This is a genomic window from Embleya hyalina (genome assembly GCF_003967355.1).
GTDB lineage: Bacteria > Actinomycetota > Actinomycetes > Streptomycetales > Streptomycetaceae > Embleya > Embleya hyalina.
Map to the genome: position 1 here is coordinate 25,944 of NZ_BIFH01000044.1, position 20,676 is coordinate 46,619.

The following is a 20,676-nucleotide window of genomic DNA, read 5'->3' on the forward strand; positions in this document are numbered from 1 at the left end:
GCACCGATGGCGAACGAAGACAAGCTCCGCGACTATCTGCGCCGGGCCACCACCGAACTCCAGGAAACGCGACTGCGATTGCGCGAGACCGAGGACAAGTGGCACGAACCGCTCGCCATCGTCGGCATGCACTGCCGCTACCCGGGTGGGGTCGCCTCGCCGGACGACCTGTGGGACCTGGTCGACGCCGGCACCGACGCGATCACCGGACTGCCCCCGGGCCGGGGCTGGGAGGTGGACGAGGCCGCGAACGGGACGTCGTACCGGGGTGGTTTCCTGACCGACGCGGCCGACTTCGACGCCGACTTCTTCGGCATCTCGCCGCGCGAGGCGCTGGCGATGGACCCGCAGCAGCGGGTGCTCCTGGAGGCGTCCTGGACGGTGTTCGAGCACGCCGGGATCGATCCGACCACGCTGCGCGGCAGCCGTACCGGGGTGTTCGTCGGGGTGATCGCCAGTGACTACCTGTCGCGGCTGGCCCGGGTGCCCAAGGAGGTCGAGGGCCATCTGCTGACCGGCAGCCTGGTCAGCGTGGCCTCCGGCCGCCTCGCCTACCACTTCGGCCTGGAGGGCGCGGCGGTCACCGTGGACACCGCGTGCTCGTCCTCGTTGGTCGCGGTACACCTGGCCGGCCAAGCGCTGCGGGCGGGCGAGTGCGACCTCGCCCTGGTCGGCGGGGCCACCGTCCTGGCCACCCCCGGCGCGTTCGACGAGTTCTCCCGGCAGCAGGGCCTGGCCGGCGACGGCCGCTGCAAGTCGTTCGCGGCCGGCGCCGACGGCACCGGCTGGAGCGAGGGTGTGGGCCTGCTGCTGATGGAGCGGCTGTCCGACGCGCGCCGCAACGGACACCGGGTGCTCGCGGTGGTGCGCGGCTCGGCGGTCAACCAGGACGGCGCCTCGAACGGACTGACCGCGCCGAACGACCTGGCCCAGGAGCGGGTGATCCGCCAGGCGCTGGCCAACGCCCGACTGGCCGCGACCGATGTGGACGCGGTGGAGGCGCACGGCACCGGCACCCGACTCGGCGACCCGATCGAGGCCCAGGCGCTGCTGGCCACCTACGGTCGGGATCGGCCGGCCGAGCGGCCGCTGCGGCTGGGCTCGATCAAGTCGAACATCGGCCACGCCCAGGCGGCGGCCGGTGTGGCGGGCGTGATCAAGATGGTGCAGGCGCTGCGGCGCGAGGTGTTGCCGCGCACGCTGCACGTGGACGAGCCGACGCCGCACGTGGACTGGTCCGCCGGGCGGGTGGCGCTGCTCACCGAGCCGATGGCGTGGCCGGCGGGCGAACGGGTGCGCCGCGCGGGAGTGTCCTCGTTCGGGGTGAGCGGGACCAACGCGCACGTGATCGTGGAGGAGGCGCCGCCGGTGGCGGAACCGGCCGAGGCGGCCGATCCGATCCGGCCCCTCGGCGGGGTGACGCCGTGGGTGGTGTCGGCGCGTACCGAGGACGGCCTGCGGGCCCAGGCGGAGCGGTTACGGGAGTGGGCGATCGGCCGTCCGGAGGCGGATCCGGCCGACGTGGGCCGGTCGTTGGCCTCGGGGCGGGCACTGTCCGGCCACCGCGCCGTGGTGCTCGGCCGGGACACGGCGGAGTTGGTCGAGGCGTTGTCCGCCGTGGTGGACGGCGAACCCGAGGCGATCGTGGGCGAGGCCCGACGCGGATCGGGCCGTACCGCCGTGTTGTTCACCGGCCAGGGGGTGCGCTCGCACGGAATGGCGCGCGAACTGTACGCGGCGTTCCCGGTGTTCGCGGCGGCGCTGGACGAGGTGTGTGCCGCGTTCGACGCCGTGTCGCCGTTCTCGGTGCGGGACGTGCTGCTCGCGGAGGGGGAGGGCGAGGGTGAGGGCGGCGAGGACACCGGCGTCGCGCAACCGGCCCTGTTCGCCTACGAGGTGGCGCTGTACCGGTTGTGGACCTCGTGGGCGGCGGCGCCCGACGCGGTGGCCGGGCACTCGCTCGGCGAGGTGGTCGCGGCCCATGTGGCCGGAGTGTTCTCGCTCGCCGACGCCGTCACGTTCGTCGCGGCCCGCGCCGCGCTGATGAGCGCGCTGCCGGCCGGGGGAGCGATGGTCGCGGTCGGCACGTCGGAGAGCGCGACGGCCCGGCTGCTCGCCGACCACCCGGGGGTGGGCATCGCGGCGGTGAACGGCCCCACCAGTGTGGTGCTCTCCGGCGAGGCGGCGGCCGTGGAGGAGGTGGCCCGGGTGTGTGTCGAGCGCGGGCTTCGCAGCTCCCGGCTGCGGGTGTCGCACGCGTTCCACTCGGCGCTGATGGAACCGATGCTGGACGAACTGGCCCGGGTGGTCGCGGGATTGACGCTGCGTCCGGCGCGGATGGCGATCGGATCGAACCTGACCGGCCGGATCGGGTCGGCGGAGCAACTGTGCGATCCGCGCTACTGGGTGGACCACGTGCGGCGCGCGGTGCGCTTCGGCGATGTGCTGGACGCGCTGCGCGCCGACGGGGTGCGTACGTTCGTCGAGATCGGACCGGACGCCGCGTTGACCCCGATGGTCGCCGACGTGACGGCCGACGCGGACGACGTGGTGGCGGTCGCCACCCGACGGCGCGAGCGTGACCCGGTGACGGGTGCGGTCGAGGCGCTGGCCCGGGTGTTCGTGCACGGCACGCCGGTGGACTGGGCGGCGCTGGTGCCCGGGCGGTGGGTCGACCTGCCCACGTACGCCTTCACCCGGCGGCGCTTCTGGCTGGACGCCGGCACCGGCGCGGGCGATCCGACGGGCCTGGGGCAGGGCACGGTGGATCACCCGCTGCTCGGCGCGGTGGTGGGCCTGGCCGACGGGCACGGCTCGCTGTTCACCGGGCGGTTGTCCCTGGACACGCATCCGTGGTTGGCCGATCACGTCGTCCTGGACACCGTACTGCTGCCGGGGACCGCGTTCCTGGAACTGGCCCTGCACACCGGGCGCCGGGTGGGCTGCGAGCGGGTCGAGGAACTGGCCCTGGAGACCCCGCTGGCGTTCGGCGAGCGCGGCGGCTGCCAGGTGCAGGTATGGATCGAGGCGGCCGGTCCCGACGAGCGGCGGCGGGCGATCACCATCCACTCCAGGCCGGACGACGGCGACGGCGACGAGGGGTGGATCCGCAACGCGGTGGGCACGGTCGCGCCGGTCGAGGACCAGGCGCCCGCCGACACCGCCGCCGACGCCGGCCCTTGGCCGCCGGCGGGCGCGACGCCCGTGCCGATCGACGACTTCTACCCGTGGCTGGCCGACAACGGCGTGGCCTACGGGCCGTGCTTCCGAGCGGTGCGGGCGGTCTGGCGTCGCGGGGAGGAGATCTTCGGCGAGATCGCGCTGCCCGAACAGGTCGGGTACGAGGCCGACCGGTTCGGTGTGCACCCCGCGCTGATGGACGCCACCCAGCACCTGCTCGGGGTGGCCGCGTTCGCGGACCCGGCGGAGACCGAGGACGGCGGGTTGGCGCTGCCGTTCTCCTGGCGTGAGGTACGGCTGCACACCCCCGGCGCGGCCTCGGTACGGGCGCGGGTGGTGCGGACCGGGCCGGAGTCGGTGACGCTGAGCCTGGCCGACGAGGACGGCCGACCCGTCGCCGAGGTCGAATCGCTGGCCGTGCGGCCGATCTCGGCCGAACGACTGCGCACCTCGACGGCGGGTCGCCGCGACCCGCTGTACACGCTGCGCTGGACGCCGCTGCCCCGGACATCGGCCGCGCCGGGCACCGGAGCCCCCGCGATCATCGCCGAGTCGGGGTCGGGAGACCCGTTCGCGGGCCGGCTCGGCGGTACCGTGCATCCCGATCTGACCACGCTCGGCGACGCGCTGGACGCCGGGCTGCCGACACCCGAGGTGGTCGTCCTCGCGTGGCCCACGACCCCGGCGGGTCCGCTCGGCGACGTGCCCGACCCGGACGACGTACACGTCGCCGTACACCGGGCGTTGGCGACCGTGCAGACCTGGCTCGGGGACGAGCGGTTCACCGGCGCCCGCCTCGTCGTGGTCACCCGGGGCGCGGTCGCCGTCGCGGACGAGGAGGTGCGCGACCCGGCCGCCGCCGCGGTCGGCGGCCTGGTCCGGTCGGCCCAGTCCGAGCACCCGGACCGGCTCGTCCTCGTCGACCTGGACGAGGACGCGGCCTCGCCCGAGGCACTGCTCGCCGCGATCGGCGCGGGCGAGCCGCAACTCGCGGTACGGGCCGGGGTGGCGTACCTGCCCAGGCTCACCCGGACACCCGCGATCGAACCGAGCGAGCCGCTGTTCGCACCCGACGGTACGACCCTGGTGACCGGCGGCACCGGTGCGCTCGGCGCCCTGGTCGCACGGCACCTGGTGGTCGCGCACGGGGTGCGCCGGCTGCTCCTGGTCAGCCGGCGCGGGATCGCCGCGCCGGGTGCCGGGGCGCTCGCCGCCGAACTCACCGGACTCGGCGCGACGGTCGACGTGGTCGCCTGCGACGTGTCGGACCGGGCCGACCTGGCCAAGAAGTTGGCCGCGATCCCGTCCGCACACCCGCTGTCCGCCGTGGTGCACGTCGCGGGTGTCGTCGACGACGGGGTGATCGGCGCACTGACGCCCGAACGGGTGGACCGGGTGTTGCGGCCCAAGGTCGACGCGGCGCTGCACCTGCACGAGGCGACCCGGCACGCGGACCTCACCGCGTTCGTGCTGTTCTCCTCGGTGGCCGGCGTGATCGGCAGCCTCGGACAGGCCAACTACGCGGCCGGCAACGCCTTCCTGGACGCCTTCGCGCAGCGCCGACGCGCCCTCGGGCTGCCCGCGGTGTCCATGGCCTGGGGATTGTGGGCCGAGGAAAGCGGGCTGATGCGCGAGGAGTTCGCCGAAACCGACCGGCAGCGGATCAACCGCAGTGGCGTTTTGCCGCTGTCCGACGAGCAGGGCCTGGCGCTGTTCGACGCGGCGCTCGCGCACGGCGAGCCGATCCTGGCCCCCGTCCGCCTGGACCCGACCGCGCTGCGCCGCTTGGAGGACGAACTCCCCGCCATCCTGCGCGGATTGGTGCCCGCATCACGCCGGGACGGCAGCCGATCCGGCGTGGCGGACACCCGCCGACTGGCCCAGCGCCTCGCCGGTCGCTCCGAGTCGGAACAACTGCGTCTGCTCACCGAGCTGACCCGCGCCCAGGCCGCCGTGGTGCTCGGCCACGCGGGCGCCGACGCCGTCGCCGCCGATCGGGCGTTCACCGAACTGGGCTTCGACTCGCTCACCGCGCTGGAGATGCGCAACCGGCTCAACACGGTCACCGGCCTGCGACTGCCCGCCACGGTGCTGTTCGACTACCCCAACGCCGCCGCGCTGGCCCGCTTCCTGCGCACCGAGACGCTGCGCGTACCGCAGTACGCGCAGGCGGCGGCGAACGCCCCGGCGAGGGCCCGGGTCTCGGACGAGCCGATCGCGATCGTGGCGATGAGCTGCCGCTACCCGGGCGGCATCGACACACCCGAGGAGCTGTGGCGCTGCGTCGCCGGCGGCGTGGACCTGACCTCGCCGTTCCCGACCGATCGGGGCTGGGATCTGGGCGCGCTGTACGACCCCGACCCGGACCGCTCCGGGCGCTGCTACACCCGCGAGGGCTCGTTCATGCGCGAGATCGACCGGTTCGACGCCGAACTGTTCGGGATCTCCCCGCGCGAGGCGCTGGCCATGGACCCGCAGCAACGGCTGCTCCTGGAGACCTCCTGGGAGGCGTTCGAACGCGCGGGCATCGATCCGAGCTCGCTGCGCGGGAGCAACACGGCGGTGTTCGCGGGCCTGATGTACGCGGACTACGCCGCGGGTCGGGTGGGCGACGTCGGCGACGAGTTGGAGGCGTACATCGGCAACGGCAACTCGTTCGGCGTCGCCTCCGGCCGGGTCGCCTACACGCTGGGCCTGGAGGGCTCGGCGGTGACGGTCGACTCGGCCTGCTCGTCCTCGCTGGTCGCGCTGCACTGGGCGGCGCACGCGCTGCGCAGCGGGGAATGTGATCTCGCGCTGGCGGGCGGGGCGACGGTGATGTCCACGCCCAGCGTGTTCGTGGAGTTCGCCCGGCAGCGCGGCCTGGCGCCCGACGGCCGGTGCAAGTCGTTCGCCGCGGCGGCCGACGGCACCGCGTGGGGCGAGGGCATCGGCATGTTGCTGGTGGAGCGGCTGGCCGACGCGCGCCGCAACGGGCATCCGGTGCTCGCGGTGCTGCGGGGTTCGGCGATCAACCAGGACGGCGCCTCCAACGGCCTCACCGCGCCCAACGGCCCGTCGCAACAGCGGGTGATCCGGCAGGCGTTGGCCAACGCCGGGTTGGCCACGGCGGATGTGGACGCGGTCGAGGCGCACGGCACCGGGACGGTGCTCGGCGACCCGATCGAGGCCCAGGCGCTGCTGGCCACCTACGGCCGGGACCGGCCGGCGGAACGACCGCTGTGGCTGGGCTCGATCAAGTCGAACTTCGGCCACACCCAGGCGGCGGCCGGGGTGGCCGGGGTGATCAAGATGGTGATGGCGATGCGGCACGGGATGTTGCCGCCGACGCTGCACGTGGACGAACCCTCGCCGCACGTGGACTGGTCGAGCGGACGGGTCGAACTGCTCGCCGAGGGCCGGCCGTGGCCCGAGGTGGGCCGGGCCCGCCGGGTGGCGGTGTCCTCGTTCGGGATCAGCGGGACCAACGCGCACGTCATCCTCGAACAGGCCGACGAGGAGCCGGAACCCGCTGCCCGGTCCGCGGCCGACGCCGGCGTCGGCGGGGTGCTGCCCTGGGTGCTCTCGGCCCGGACCGAGGCGGGCGTACGGGCCCAGGCGGCCCGGTTGCGGGACTGGGCCGGGGCCCGGCCCGACGTCGATCCGGCCGACGTGGGCTGGTCGTTGGCCTCGGGACGGGCCGTGTTCGAGCGGCGCGCCGTGGTGTGGGGCCGGGACGGCGCGGAGTTGACGGCGGGCCTGGACGCGCTGGCGGCGGGGCGGGACGCGGGGGTGCGTTCCGTGCTCGCCGGCGGCATCGGCGGGTCGGGCGAGCCGGCCGCCGGGCCGGTGTTCGTCTTCCCCGGCCAGGGCTCGCAGTGGGTCGGGATGGCGGCCGAACTACTGGCCTGCTGCCCGGTGTTCGCGGACTCGGTGGCGGAGTGCGCGGCGGCGATGGATCCGCTGCTGGCCGACTGGGCACTGCTCGACGTGCTCCGGGACGCGTCCGCCGCGCTGTTGGAGCGGGTGGATGTGATCCAGCCCGTGCTGTTCGCCGTGATGGTCGGCCTGGCCCGCTGGTGGGAGTCGTGCGGGGTGCGGCCGAGCGCGGTGATCGGACACTCCCAGGGGGAGATCGCCGCCGCGCACGTGGCGGGTTTCCTGTCCCTGGAGGACGCGGTCCGGATCGTGGTGCTGCGCAGCCGGGCACTGCGTGGGCTGGCGGCCGACGGTGACGGGATGTTGTCGGTGGGCGTGTCCGCCGAGCGTGGCGGGGAACTCGTGGCACGCGGCGAGGGATTGTCCCTCGCGGCGGTCAACGGCCCGAGCAGCGTGGTGCTCTCCGGGCCGGTCGAGGGCCTGGCCCCGATCGTGGCCGAGTGCGAGCGGGACGGCGTTCGGGCGCGGTGGATCCCGGTGGACTACGCCTCGCACTCGGCGCGGATGGACGACGTACGCGAGGTGTTGGCCGAGTCGCTGGCCGGGGTGCGGCCGGGGATCGGACGGGTGCCGATGTACTCGACCGTGAGCGGGCTGAAGGTCACCGATCCGGCGGATCTGGGCGGGGAGTACTGGTTCGAAAACCTGCGTCGCACGGTGCGGTTGGCCACGGCGGTCGGCGCGGCGGCGGCGGACGGGCTGACGGTCTTCGTCGAATGCAGCCCGCATCCCGGCCTGGTGGTGCCGCTCGGGGACACCCTCGACGCCCTGGGGAGCACGTCCGGCACGGTCGTGGAGACGCTGCGCCGGGGCGAGGGCGGCCCCGAACGCCTGGTCGCGGCACTCGCGGCGGCGTTCGTGAGCGGCCTGCCGGTCGACTGGGCCGGGCTGTTGCGCCACGACGGGGTCCGGCGCGTGCAACTGCCGACGTACGCCTTCCAGGGCCGCCGGTTCTGGCTCGAACCGGACATGGGTACGGCGCTGCCCGGCCGCGCGGCATCGGCGCCGGTCGTGGGCGACGCCGAGGACGGCAGGTTGTGGGAGGCGCTGGCGGCGGCGGGCGCCGAGGACCTCGCGGCCGAACTGGAGGTGGCGGCGGACGCGCCGCTGAGCGACGTGCTGCCGGCGCTGACGTCCTGGCGGGCGCGGCGGCGGGCGGACGCGACGGTGCGGTCCTGGCGATACGGGGTGCGGTGGGAGCCGTGGGCGGCGCCGGCCCCCTCCGTCGACGGGGCGGGGCGTCTGCTGCTCGTCGCTCCGGACGGCGAGGTCGGGGACGTGCTTGCGGGCGCGCTGGCCGAGCGCGGCGCCGAGGTGGTGGTGCTGTCCGCGGCGGGGGAGCGGAGCGCGCTGGCGCGGCGGCTTGCGGCGATCGGCGAGCAGGGCGTGCTCGCCGGGGTGGTGTCGTTGTCGGCGGTGGGTCGCACCGGTGACGCGGACCCCGTGTCCGCGCTCGCGCCGGTGCTCACGCTGGTGCAGGCGCTGGGTGACGCCGGGATCGAGGCGCCGCTGTGGGTGCTGACGCGGGGCGCGGTGTCGGTGCTGGGCGAAGAGCCGACCAGCCTGGCGGGTGCGGCCGTGCAGGGGCTCGGGCGGGTGGTCGGGCTGGAGCATCCCGGGCGCTGGGGTGGGCTGGTCGATCTGCCGGAGGTGGTGGACGGCCGGGTGGCGCAGACGCTGGCGGGGATCCTGGCGGCCGGGACGGGCGGCACCGACCCGGGTGAGGACGAGATCGCGATTCGGCCCCTGGGGGTGTTCGTCCGGCGGCTGGCGCGGATGGCCGGGCCGGAAGGCGGCGGGACGAGCCGGTGGCGGCCCGGTGCTACGGCGTTGGTCACCGGCGGTACCGGTGCGCTGGGCGGGCGGGTCGCGCGGTGGCTGGTCCGGGAAGGCGTCGAGCGGGTGGTGTTGGCCGGGCGGCGTGGACCCGACGCGCCCGACGCGGACCGACTGCGCGAGGAACTGACGGCCGCCGGGGCCGAGGTGGCGGTGCTCGCCTGTGACCTGGGCGATCGGGACGCGGTGGCCGCGCTGTTGGCGGAGGTACGGGCCGGCGGCCGGCGGATCGACACCGTCGTACACGCGGCGGGCGCGGTGGTGGTCGGCCCGTTGGCGGGCGGCACCGTCGCGGACCTGGCCGAAGCCTCGGCGGCCAAGGTGGGCGGCGCGCTGCTCCTGGACGAGCTGCTGCGGGCCGACGAACCCGACACCATGGTGCTGTTCTCCTCCGCCGCCGGGGTGTGGGGCGGCGCGGGTCAGGGGCCGTACGCGGCGGCCAACGCCTGCCTCGACACGATCGCCGAGCGGCGCCGGGCGCGCGGGCTGCGTACCGTCTCGATCGCGTGGGGGCAGTGGGCCGGCGGCGGGATGGCCGACGGCGCGGCCGGCGCGCACCTGGACCGGATCGGGGTGCCGGCGATGGACCCGGACCGGGCCCTGGAGGCACTGCGACAGGCCCTGGACGAGGACCTGACCGCCGTCACGGTGGCCGACGTGGACTGGCCGAGGTTCGCCGCCGGGTACACGGCGGCCCGGCCGCGACCGCTGATCGTGGACCTGGTGGCGGCGGAGGTCCCGGCGGTGCCCGCCGCCGACGTGCGCGGGGCGGCCGAGTCGGACGGTCCGAGTGTGTGGCGGGCCCGCCTGGCCGAACTGGGCGCGGCGGAGCGGGAGGCCGAACTGCTCGCGCTGGTCCGCACCGAGGTCGCGGCGCAGTTGGGCCATGCCGATCCGGCCGCGATCGAACCCGAACGGCCCTTCCGCGACCTCGGGTTCGACTCGCTCGCGGCGGTCGGCCTGCGCAACCGACTCACCGCGACCGTCGGTCTCCGGTTGCCCAGCACGCTGGTCTTCGACCACCCGACGGCGGTCGCGCTGGCCGCGCACATCGACGGCGAACTCTTCGGGGAGACCGTCGGGACGGTCCCGATCCTGGCCGAACTGGACCGTCTGGAGGCGGCCCTGGGCGAACTGGGCGACGACTTCGCCGAACGGGGGAGGGTCGGTGCCCGGCTGGCCGAACTCGTCGTGAAGTGGCGGGAGATCGAGGCCGCAGGCCGCAAGGCCGAGCCCGAGGGCGGGGATTTCGCGGCGGTGGAGGACGAGGAGATGTTCGACATGCTCGGAAAGGAGTTCGGCATCTCCTGAGCGGGGCCGGCGACGACCGCCGGCCGCCGGTCCGACGACACACGGCTCGATCGGGTTCGACCAGGAAGAGGACGGACGTACGGACATGTCGAACGAAGAGCGGCTGCGGCACTTCCTCCGGGAGACCGCCACGGATCTGCGCCGCACCAAGCAGCGGCTGCACGAGGTGGAGTCGGCCGCCCGCGAGCCGGTGGCGATCGTGGCGATCGGGTGCCGCCTGCCGGGCGGCGTACGCTCCGCCGAGGACCTGTGGGAGCTGGTGCGGACCGGGACGGACGCGATCGCCGGCTTCCCGCGCGATCGGGGCTGGGATCCGGCGAACGTGTACGCGGGCCTGCCGGGCGGCGAGGGCGGCGTGGGCGGATCCGGCGGGTCGACCACCCGGCAGGGCGGATTCGTCTACGACGCGGCCGAGTTCGACGCCGAGTTCTTCGGTGTCTCGCCGCACGAGGCGTCGGCGATGGACCCGCAGCAGCGGCTGCTCCTGGAGACCGCGTGGGAGACCTTCGAGCGGGCAGGCATCGATCCGCTGTCGATGCGGCGCAGCCGAACCGGCGTGTTCGTCGGCGCCGGCGCGCTCGGCTACGGCGGCGGGATGCGCGCGGACAACGCCGAGATCCAGGCCCATCGGGTCACCGGCGGCTCGATGTCCGTCGTCTCGGGGCGGATCGCCTATACGCTCGGCCTGGAGGGGCCGGCGGTCACCCTCGACACGGCGTGTTCGTCGTCGCTGGTGGCGCTGCACCTGGCGGCGAACGCGCTGCGTGCGGGGGAGTGCGACCTGGCCCTGGCCGGCGGCGTCACGGTGATGGCCCGGCCGACCGCCTTCGTGGAGTTCTCCAGGCAGGGCGGATTGGCGTCGGACGGCCGCTGCCGCTCGTTCGCGGCGGCGGCGGACGGCACCGGGTGGGGTGAGGGCGTCGGGCTGCTGCTGGTGGAGCGCTTGTCGGACGCGCGGCGTCGAGGCCATCCCGTACTGGCGGTGCTGCGCGGCTCGGCGGTGAACCAGGACGGCGCGTCGAACGGCTTGACCGCGCCGAACGGGCCGTCGCAACAGCGGGTGATTCGGCAGGCACTGGCGGCCGCCGGCCTGTCGGCCGCCGATGTGGACGCGGTGGAGGCGCACGGGACCGGGACGGTGCTCGGCGACCCGATCGAGGCGCACGCGCTGTTGGCCACCTACGGGCGGGACCGGCCGGCGGATCGGCCGCTGTGGTTGGGGTCGGTGAAGTCCAACATCGGGCACACCCAGTCCGCGGCCGGGGTCGCCGGGGTGATCAAGATGGTGATGGCCCTGCGGCACGGGCTGTTGCCGCGCACGTTGCACGTGGACCGGCCGTCGCCGCACGTGGACTGGACCGCGGGACGGGTCGAGCTGCTGATCGACGAGGTGCCGTGGCCCTCGGGCGTTCGGGTGCGTCGGGCGGGTGTGTCGTCGTTCGGGATCAGCGGGACGAACGCGCATGTGGTCCTGGAGGAGGCGCCGGCGATCGAGGGGGTTTCGGAGGATGTGGTCGAACCCGCCCCGGGTGTCGGTGGGTTGATTCCGTGGGTGGTGTCGGCGCGCTCTCCGGAGGCGTTGCGCGCGCAGGCGGCACGGTTGCGGGAGTCGGGGGTCGAGGACGCGGCGGACGTGGGCCGATCCTTGGTGACGGGACGGGCGTTGCTGGAGCATCGGGCGGTGGTGCTGGGCCGGGACGCCGCCGAGTCGGGGCGCGGGTTGGCCGCGTTGGCGGCGGGGGCCCCGGGTGCGGTCGAGCCGTCCGAGGCGGGAACTCCGGTCGTGGTGACCGGGCATGTGCCGCGAGCGGGCGGTGTGGGTGGTCGGGTCGCCGGGCGGGGTGCGGTGGTGTTCGCCGGGCAGGGTGGCCGGTTGCCCGGGATCGGGCGGGAACTGTACGCGGCTTTCCCGGTGTTCGCCCGGGCGCTGGACGAGGTGTGTGCGGCGTTCGACGCGGTGGTGCCGTTCTCGGTCCGGGACGTGTTGCTCGGCGCGGACGGGACGGGGCCGCTCGGTGTCGATGCCGAGGACACCGGGGTGGCCCAGCCGGTGCTGTTCGCGTTCGAGGTGGCGTTGTACCGGGTGTGGAGTTCGCTGGGGTCGGTCCCGGACTTCGTGGTCGGGCACTCGCTGGGTGGCATCGTCGCGGCGCATGTGGCGGGGGTGTTCTCGCTCGCGGACGCGGTGGCGTTCGTCGCGGCCCGGGCCCGGTTGATGAGCGCGTTGCCGGGCGGGGGCGCGATGCTCGCGGTGGGGGCGAGCGAGGCGCAGGTCACCGCGCTGTCGGGTGGGCTTCCGGTGTCGATCGCGGCGGTCAACGGCCCGGCGAGTGTGGTGGTTTCGGGCGCGCTGACGGCCGTGGACGAGGTGGCGGCGCGGTGCGCGGCGCGCAGTTGGCGCAGCTCGCGATTGCGGGTCTCGCACGCTTTCCATTCGGTGCTGATGGAGCCGATGCTGGCCGAACTGCGGGACGCGTTGGGCCGGTTGTCGTTCGGGGCACCGGAGATCGGGTTGGTGTCGGACACCACCGGGCGGGTGGTGTCCGCCGAGGAGGTGGGTGATCCGGAGTACTGGGTGCGGCATGTGCGCCGAGCGGTGCGCTTCGCGGACGCGGTCGGCACGCTGCGTGAGCGGGGTGTGGCCACCTTCGTGGAACTGGGCCCGGACGCGGCGCTGACCGCGATGGTGGCCGAGTGCACGGCGGGCGAGGGCGAGGTGCTGGGAGTGCCGGCCCAGCGGCGCGGCCGACCGGCCGTGGCGACCCTGGCCGGCGCGCTGGCCACGGCGTTCGTGCGGGGGCTGCCGGTGGACTGGGTCGGGGCGCTCGGCGGCCCGGGCGGACGGCGGGTGGAGCTGCCGACCTACGCGTTCCGGGGGCGGCGCTACTGGCTGGAGCCGGCGAAGGAATCGGTGACGCGGGCCGGTCCGGATCCGGTGGACGGTCCCCTGTGGGATGCGGTCGAGCGGGCCGGGGCGGACGAACTGGCCACGATCCTGGGCGTGTCCCAGGACGCGCCGCTGCGCGAGGTGGTGCCGGCGCTGTCGTCCTGGCGGGCCCGGCGGCGGGTGGACGCGACGGCCGCGTCGTGGCGCTACGCGGTGCGGTGGGAGCCGTGGGCGGGCGGGTCGCCCGACACGGCCGCGTTGTCCGGGCGTTGGCTGCTCGTGCACCCGACCGCGAGCGATCCGGCGGACGCGCTGGCCCGGGAGATGACCGAGCGCGGCGCGGAGGTGGTGCGGGTCGGGGAGGAGGGCATCGGGTCGCACCTCGGGTCCGAACCCGTCGCGGGGGTGGTGTCGTTGATCGGCCTCGGCTTCGGCTCGGGTCCCGGTTCCGGCTCGGGTTCCGGCCCGGGCTCCGGTCCCGGTTCCGGCTCGGGCTCGGGCTCGGGTTCCGGCCCCGGCTCGGGTCCCGGCTCGGGCTCGGGTTCCGGTTCGGGCTCCGGTTCCGGTTCCGGTTCCGGCTCGGGTTCCGGCCCCGGCTCGGGTTCCGGCTCGGGCTCGGGTTCCGGCTCGGGCTCGGGCTCGGGCTCCGGTTCGGGTGTGGGTGAGGAGTGCGCCGGCCTCGTGGGCGCCGTGGCGGCGATGGGTGAACTGCTCGCGGACTTGCGCCGGTTCGAGGTCGCCGCCCCGCTGTGGTGTGTGACCCGGGCGGCCGTGTCGGTCCTGGGCGAGGACCTGGACAGTCCGGTGGGCGCCGGCCTGTGGGGCAGGGGCCTGGTGGCGAGCCTGGAGCAACCCGGGTGCTGGGGCGGCCTGGTCGACCTGCCGGCCGCCGCGGACGCCCGCGCGTTGGGGGCGCTGGCCGCGATCCTGGCCGGGACTTCGGCCGAGGACCAGTTCGCCATCCGCCCGCTGGGCGTGTTCACCCGGCGGCTGACCCCGCTGCCGGCCGAGGAGTCGAGCCGGGTGGTGCGTACCCGCGAGGCGGCGCTGATCACCGGCGGCACCGGCGTCCTGGGCGCGCACGCCGCCCGCTGGCTGGTCGCGCACGGCACCGAACGGGTGATCCTGCTCGGCCGACGCGGCGCGCGGGCACCCGGATTCGACGCGCTGCGGGCCGACCTCGAGGCGGCCGGCGCCGAGGTGGTGCCGATCGCCTGCGACCTGACCGCGCCCGACGCGGCGGAGCGGCTGCGTGCCGCGTTGCCCGCGACGGGTGCGCGGATCCGTACCGTCGTGCACGCGGCGGGCGTGCCCGGTTCGCCCACCGCGACCGACGCCGACGCGGTGGCGGACACCGTCACCGCCAAAGTCGCCGGCGCGCTGGCCCTGGACGCGCTCTTCGGGGCGGACCGGGCCCTGGACGCGTTCGTGCTCTACTCCTCCGGCGCGGGGGTGTGGGGCGGCGCCGGACAGGGCGCCTACGCGGCGGCCAACGCCTTCCTGGACGCGCTCGCCGTGCGCCGTCGGCAACGCGGCCTGCCCGCCACGGCGATCGCGTGGGGGCCGTGGGCGGCCGGCGGGATGGCGGACGGCGAGGGCGAACGGCTCCTGGCCCGGGTCGGCGTACGGGCGATGGACCCGGCCGCGGCGCTGACCGCACTGGGCCGGGCCCTGGTCGAGGACCTCACCTGCGTGACGGTGGCCGACCTGGACCGGCCCCGGTTCGCGGCGGGCTACACCTCTGCCCGCCCCCGGCCGCTGATCGCCGACCTGATCGACGCGGAGCCGCCGACCGAGGCCGCCCCGCCGACCCGACCCGGCGGGGTGTGGGACCCGACGGTGACCCGCTCGCCCGCCCGGCTCGCCGCCGAACTGCTCGACCTGGTCCGCGCCGAGGTCGCCGCGCAACTCGGGCACGCCGGCGTCGAGGCGATCGAACCCGAGCGGCCGTTCCGCGACCTCGGCTTCGACTCCTTGGCCGCCGTCGGCCTGCGCAACCGCGTCGCCGAGGCCACCGGCGTACACCTGGCAGGCACCCTGATCTACGACCACGAGACGCCCTCGGCCCTGGCCGCACACCTGGCCGACGCCCTGCGCGACGGTGTGCCCGAGACCCGCCCGGCGCGGGCGGAGGCGGGCCGCGCCGAGGACTCCGACGAAATGCTCGGCACGGTCTACCGCAAGCTGGCCCTGCTCGGCCGAATGGACGACGCGGAATCGCTCCTGGTCGGCGCGGCCGGCCTGCGGCAGACCTTCGAGGACCCGAACCGGCTCCCGCGGACACCCGGCTTCACCCGGCTCGCGCGCGGCCCGGCCCGGCCCCGGGTGATCTGCTTCCCGCCGTTCGCGCCGGTCGAGGGCGCCATCCAGTTCGGCCGGCTGGCGGGCGCGTTCGAGGGCCGGCACGACACGGCGGTGCTGACCGTACCGGGCTTCCGGCCCGGTGAGCCGCTGGCCGCCTCGCTGGACGTGCTGCTCGACCTGCTGGCCGAGGCCACACTGCGGTGCGCCGGGGACGACCCGTTCGCCGTGCTCGGCTACTCCTCCAGCGGCTGGCTCGCACAGGGCGTGGCCACCCGTCTGGAGGCGGCCGGCCGGCCGCCCGCCGGGGTCGTACTGCTCGACACCTACCTGCCCGCCACGATGTCGCGGCGGATGCGCAAGGCGATGAATTACGAGGTGATCGTGCGGCGGCAGGCGTTCACCGCGCTCGACTACATCGGGCTGACCGCGATCGGCACCTACCGCCGGATGTTCCGGGGCTGGGAGCCCAAGCCCGGCTCCGCGCCGACGCTCGTGGTGCGGCCCTCGCGGTGCGTCCCGGGCTCGCCGGAGGAGCCGATGACCGGCGAGGACTGGCGTTCCACCTGGCCGCACGAGCACACCGCCGCCGAGGTGGAGGGCGACCACTGCACGATGATCGGCGAACACGCGGAGCAGACCGGGGCGGTGGTGCGCGCGTGGCTGGCCGGTGACAGGGCGGTTTCGAACGACACGAGGGAAGGCACGGCATGACCGACCCGCGATATTCGCGATACCTGCATCCCGGCTCCGTCGACCATCTCGACGCGCGGTTCCTGGTACACCGGGCCGCGATCCAGGATCTCGTCGCCGCGTACAGCCTGAGCTACGACGCGGGCGACTACGACGGACTCGGCGACCTGTTCACCGAGGACGCGACGTATGCGTTCACTCCCGCCCCCGAGGGTTTTCCGCCCTCGGTGTCCGGCCGGGACAAGATCGTCGCGGCCATGGCCGCGCTGCGCGAGCACAACCTGCGCACCCGGGGCGGCCACCAGCGGCACTTCGTGACCAACACGGTGATCACCCGACTCGACGGCGACACCGCCGAGGTGCGATCGCTGATGGCGGTCGCCTTCGCCCATCCGCAGGACGGCCGGCAGGAGTTCACCCGCAGCGGGGTGTACGCCGACGTGCTGGCCCGGCAGGGCAGCCGGTGGCGGATCGCCGACCGGCACCTGTGGTTGGCCGAGTTGCCGGCGCCGCGTCCCGCCGACCCGCCCGTTCCGGAGGAGACCCGGCCATGATTCCCGTGCTCGAACTGGTCCAGATCTCCACACTCCCCGACGCCGAGCGGGAACTGGAGCACCTGGCCCGGCGATACCCGATCATCCGCACCCGACAGGTCGGCGGCATCGAGGCGTGGACCGTGCTCGGCGCCGGGCTGACCCGGCAACTCCTCGGTGACCCGCGGCTGTCCAACGACCTGCATACCCACGCGCCGCACGCGGCCCAGTCCGCCGACGGTCCGACCGTGCTGTTCGAGCAGGACAACCCGGACCACGCGCGCTACCGCCGCCTGGTCGGCGCCGCGTTCGCCTCGCGGGCCGTGCGCGACCTGGAACCGCGAATCGTCGACATCGCGCGCACACTGCTCGACCGACTGCCGGCCGAGGGCGGCACGGTGGACATCGTCGAGGCGTTCGCCAATCCCTTCCCCCTGGAGGTGATCTGCGAACTGCTCGGCGTGCCGATAGCGGACCGCGAGGTGTTCCGCACCCGCGTGGAGAACATGGACTCGCCCTCGACGGCGGTACGCCGGGCGGCGATGGACGCGTTCGTCGCCTACTGCGCCAACCTCGTCGACGCCAAGCGCGCCGAGCCGACCGAGGACCTGCTGAGCGAGCTGGTGCAGGCCGAACTCGACGACGGATCGCGGCTGTCGGCCAACGAACTGATCGGCTTCGGCTCCGTGCTGCTGTTCGCGGGCCACGTCACCACGGCCTACCTGATCGCCGCCGCGCTGTACGAACTCATCACCCACAAGGCCCAATTGTCCGCGCTCCGGGCCGACCCGACGCTCGTCGAGGGCACCGTCGAGGAGGCGCTGCGCTTTCGCGGCTCGTTGTTGTCCACCACGAACCGGGTGGCGCTGACCGACCTGGAGATCGGCGGCGTCGTCGTGCGCCGAGGCGACCTGGTCCGCTTCCTGCTCTCCGCCGCCAACCGCGACCCGGCGATCCGCGAGGATCCGCATACCTTCGACATCACCCGCTCCACCACGGCCCACCTGGGCTTCGGCCACGGCCCCCACTTCTGCCTCGGCCAACGCCTGGCCCGCCAGGAGATCAAGGTGGCCCTCACCGAAATCGTCACCCGCTTCACGACCCTCGAACTGGCGGTCCCGGCGGAAAAGCTGCGCTGGCGCGCCTCGGACTTCCTGCGCGGCCTCGCCGAACTACCCCTGACGTACGCCCCGTGACCACCGACGAGGAAGGGCGGACCGGCCCCGGCCGCCGGTCCGCGCCCGCTCGTGCCCGGTGAGCGTTACGCGCCGCCGAACAGTCGATGTCGGCTGCGCGTCGCCCGTCGCGGACCCCGGGGCCCTCGTGGTTGCGTACCATCTCCGGGGATCGGCGGGCGGCGCCGGGCCACGAGCGACAGGGGTGCGACGACATGGACGGACCTACGGGGGAGTCGAAGGCACCCACGGGCCTGCGCGAGCGCAAGAAGGCGCGCACCCGGCAGGTGATCTCCACGGTCGCGTTCGACCTGTTCGAGGACCAGGGCTTCGAACAGACCACCGTCGACATGATCTGCCGCCGCGCCGACGTGGCCCACCGCACCTTCTTCCGCTACTTCCCGACGAAGGAATCGCTGCTGTTCGGCTGGGACTTCGGCGACCTCATCCTGAACGCCTTCGCCGCCGCCCCCGCCGACCTCGACCTGATCCCCGCACTCGAACACGCGATGACGGTCAGCCAGGGCAACCTCGAGGACCACGCCGAACACACCGCCCGCCGCCACGCGCTGCGCCGCCGCTTCCTGGGCGTGCGCGCGGTACACGACCACGGCGTGGCCCTGATCGACACGGTCGCGCACCGCGTCGTCACCACCGCCGCCACCCGCCTCGGGGTCGACCCGGCCGTGGACCTGCGCCCCCACGCGCTCGGCGCCCTGGTCGCGGCGATGACCCGCCGCCGGGTGATCGACGGCGTCGACCCGGGCCCGATGCACGAGTGGGCCGACGCCTTCCGCACCCTGCTCCCGACGCCGGCCGCACGCACCGACCGACACGAGTGAGCCGCCGCCGGTTTCGGATCGGCGCGGTCGTGGACCGGGCGCCCGGACCCTTCCCACCCCCCACTCCCTCGGTCTTCGTCCGCGCGGACACATCTTCGGCACGCCACTCGTGTGCGGATCCGAGGCTCCCGGTCGGAGCGCGGGCGGATACTCGGGAAGTCGGGGAGCCCCGGGGAGGCGGTGGGTTCCCATATCCGAGAGGTTCCACATGCAGCACGACCCGCAGCCCGACGCGCGACCCGACGCGGCCGTCGAAACGCCGGTGAACGAGCACGCCACCGGTGTGCCGGCCGACCGGCTCGTCGACCTCGTCGTCCGTGCCGGTTCCCTCGTCGACGGCAGCGGATCCCCCGCGTTCGACGGCGACCTCGCGATCGACGACGGGCGGATCGTCGCGGTCGGCGACATCGGCACCATCACGGGGCGTGACGAGATCGACGCGCGGGGCTGCGTGGTGTGTCCGGGCTTCGTCAACGTGCTGAGCCACGCCTACTTCACCCTCCAGCAGGATCCCCGCGGCCTGTCCGACCTGTACCAGGGCGTGACCACCCAGATCTTCGGCGAGGGTGTCTCGCTCGGCCCGGTGACCGGGGCGATGACCGAGTCCATGATCGAACTCGTCGGCGCGCTCCCCGAGGGGGCCCGCGCCGCGTGGCCACGCCTGCGCGACTTCCTGGTGCACCTGGAATCCACGGGCGTCGGCCAGAACGTCGCCAGTTTCGTCGGCGCCGACAACCTGCGGATGTCCGTCGCCGGCATCGAGGGCCGCCCGCTCGACGACGACGAGCTCGCCCGCGCGTGTGCCCTGCTCGACCAGGAATTGGCGGACGGCGCGCTCGGCGTCGGCTCGGCCCTGATCTACCCGCCGGGAACCTACGCCGACACCCGCGAACTCACGGCCTACGCACAGGTGTTGGCCCGGCACGACGCGCTGTACATCTCGCACCTGCGCAACGAGGGCGACCGCCTCCTGGAGGCCGTCGACGAACTCCTCGACATCGCCCGGGACTCCGGCGCGCGCGCCGAGATCTACCACCTCAAGACCGCCGGCCGGGACAACCGACCCAAGATGCGCCGGGTCCTGGAGCGGATCGAGTCCGCCCGCGCGGCCGGTATCGAGGTCACCGCCGACATCTACCCCTACGCGGCCGGCAGCACCCTGCTCGCCTCCGCCATCCCCCCGCCCTTCCACCTCGGCGGCGCCGACCGGCTGCGGGAGCGCCTGGCCGACCCCGACGACCGCGCGACCATCACCGCCGCCATCCGCGACGGCGGCGACTGGGAAAGCCTGTGGCGGATGAGTGGCGGCGCCCCCGGCGTCGTGGTCCTGTCCCACCACCCGGACATCGACGTCCCCGCCGGATCCACCATCGCCGACATCGCCGAGGCCCGAGGCGACGCCGACCCGATCACCACCCTCCTCGACATCGTCCTGGCCGCCCCGCACGCCGACGCGGCCTACTTCATCGGCGACGAGGACAACACCCGCCTGGCGTTCGCCCACGACTGGGTCTCGGTCGGCTCGGACTCCGACGCCCCGGCCGCCGACGAACGTTTCGCCGACCACCCGGTCCACCCCCGAGCCTTCGGCACCTTCGCCCGCGTGCTCGGCCGCTACGCCCGCGACGAGGCCATCGTCACCCCGGAGGAGGCCATCCGCCGCATGACCTCCCTGCCCGCCACGAACCTGCGCCTGCGCGACCGCGGCCTCCTCGCCCCCGGCGCGCACGCCGACGTGGCGATCCTCCGGCTCGCCGACTTCACCGACACGGCCACCTACGCCGACCCCAAGAGCTACGCCCGAGGCATGCGCCACGTCCTGATCAACGGCGTCCCGGCACTTCGCGACGGCACCCCCACCGGCGCCCTCCCCGGCCGAGCACTCCGCCGCGACGAGCCCTGACCCGGCTCCCGCCGCGACAAGCCCCGACCCGGCTCCCGTCGGGACAGGGCTCGTCGAGCCGGAACCCGGCAACCTCCGCCATGCTCCGCATCTCGTC

Annotated in this window: 6 protein-coding genes; all 6 read left to right on the forward strand. The window is 74.6% G+C overall.

What is annotated here, in order from left to right; translation table 11 throughout:
- Positions 1 to 6 precede the first annotated feature (6 nt).
- Positions 7 to 10,245 carry a type I polyketide synthase gene (locus EMA17_RS54830; RefSeq protein ID WP_126642671.1) on the forward strand — a complete coding sequence of 3,413 codons (10,239 nt, stop codon included), beginning with the start codon at positions 7 to 9 and terminating at the stop codon, positions 10,243 to 10,245.
- 85 nt (positions 10,246 to 10,330) lie between these two features.
- Positions 10,331 to 16,147, forward strand: coding sequence for a type I polyketide synthase (locus EMA17_RS55645; protein ID WP_174861524.1), 5,817 nt, complete (start codon positions 10,331 to 10,333; stop codon positions 16,145 to 16,147).
- Positions 16,144 to 16,680: a nuclear transport factor 2 family protein gene (locus tag EMA17_RS42980; RefSeq protein ID WP_126642672.1), complete on the forward strand. Its 537-nt coding sequence runs from the start codon at positions 16,144 to 16,146 to the stop codon at positions 16,678 to 16,680. Before EMA17_RS55645 ends, EMA17_RS42980 begins: the two co-directional genes overlap by 4 nt.
- A complete protein-coding gene (locus EMA17_RS42985) occupies positions 16,677 to 17,855 on the forward strand; it encodes a cytochrome P450 family protein (RefSeq protein ID WP_126642673.1) in 1,179 nt (392 codons plus the stop codon). Before EMA17_RS42980 ends, EMA17_RS42985 begins: the two co-directional genes overlap by 4 nt.
- A gap of 194 nt (positions 17,856 to 18,049) precedes the next feature.
- Entirely contained in the window at positions 18,050 to 18,676 is a 627-nt protein-coding gene (locus EMA17_RS42990; protein ID WP_126642674.1) for a TetR family transcriptional regulator, read from the forward strand.
- Between the two features lie 208 nt (positions 18,677 to 18,884).
- On the forward strand, positions 18,885 to 20,579 hold the full coding sequence (locus tag EMA17_RS42995; protein WP_126642675.1) for an N-acyl-D-amino-acid deacylase family protein: 1,695 nt from the start codon (positions 18,885 to 18,887) through the stop codon (positions 20,577 to 20,579).
- The last annotated feature ends 97 nt before the right edge of the window (positions 20,580 to 20,676 follow it).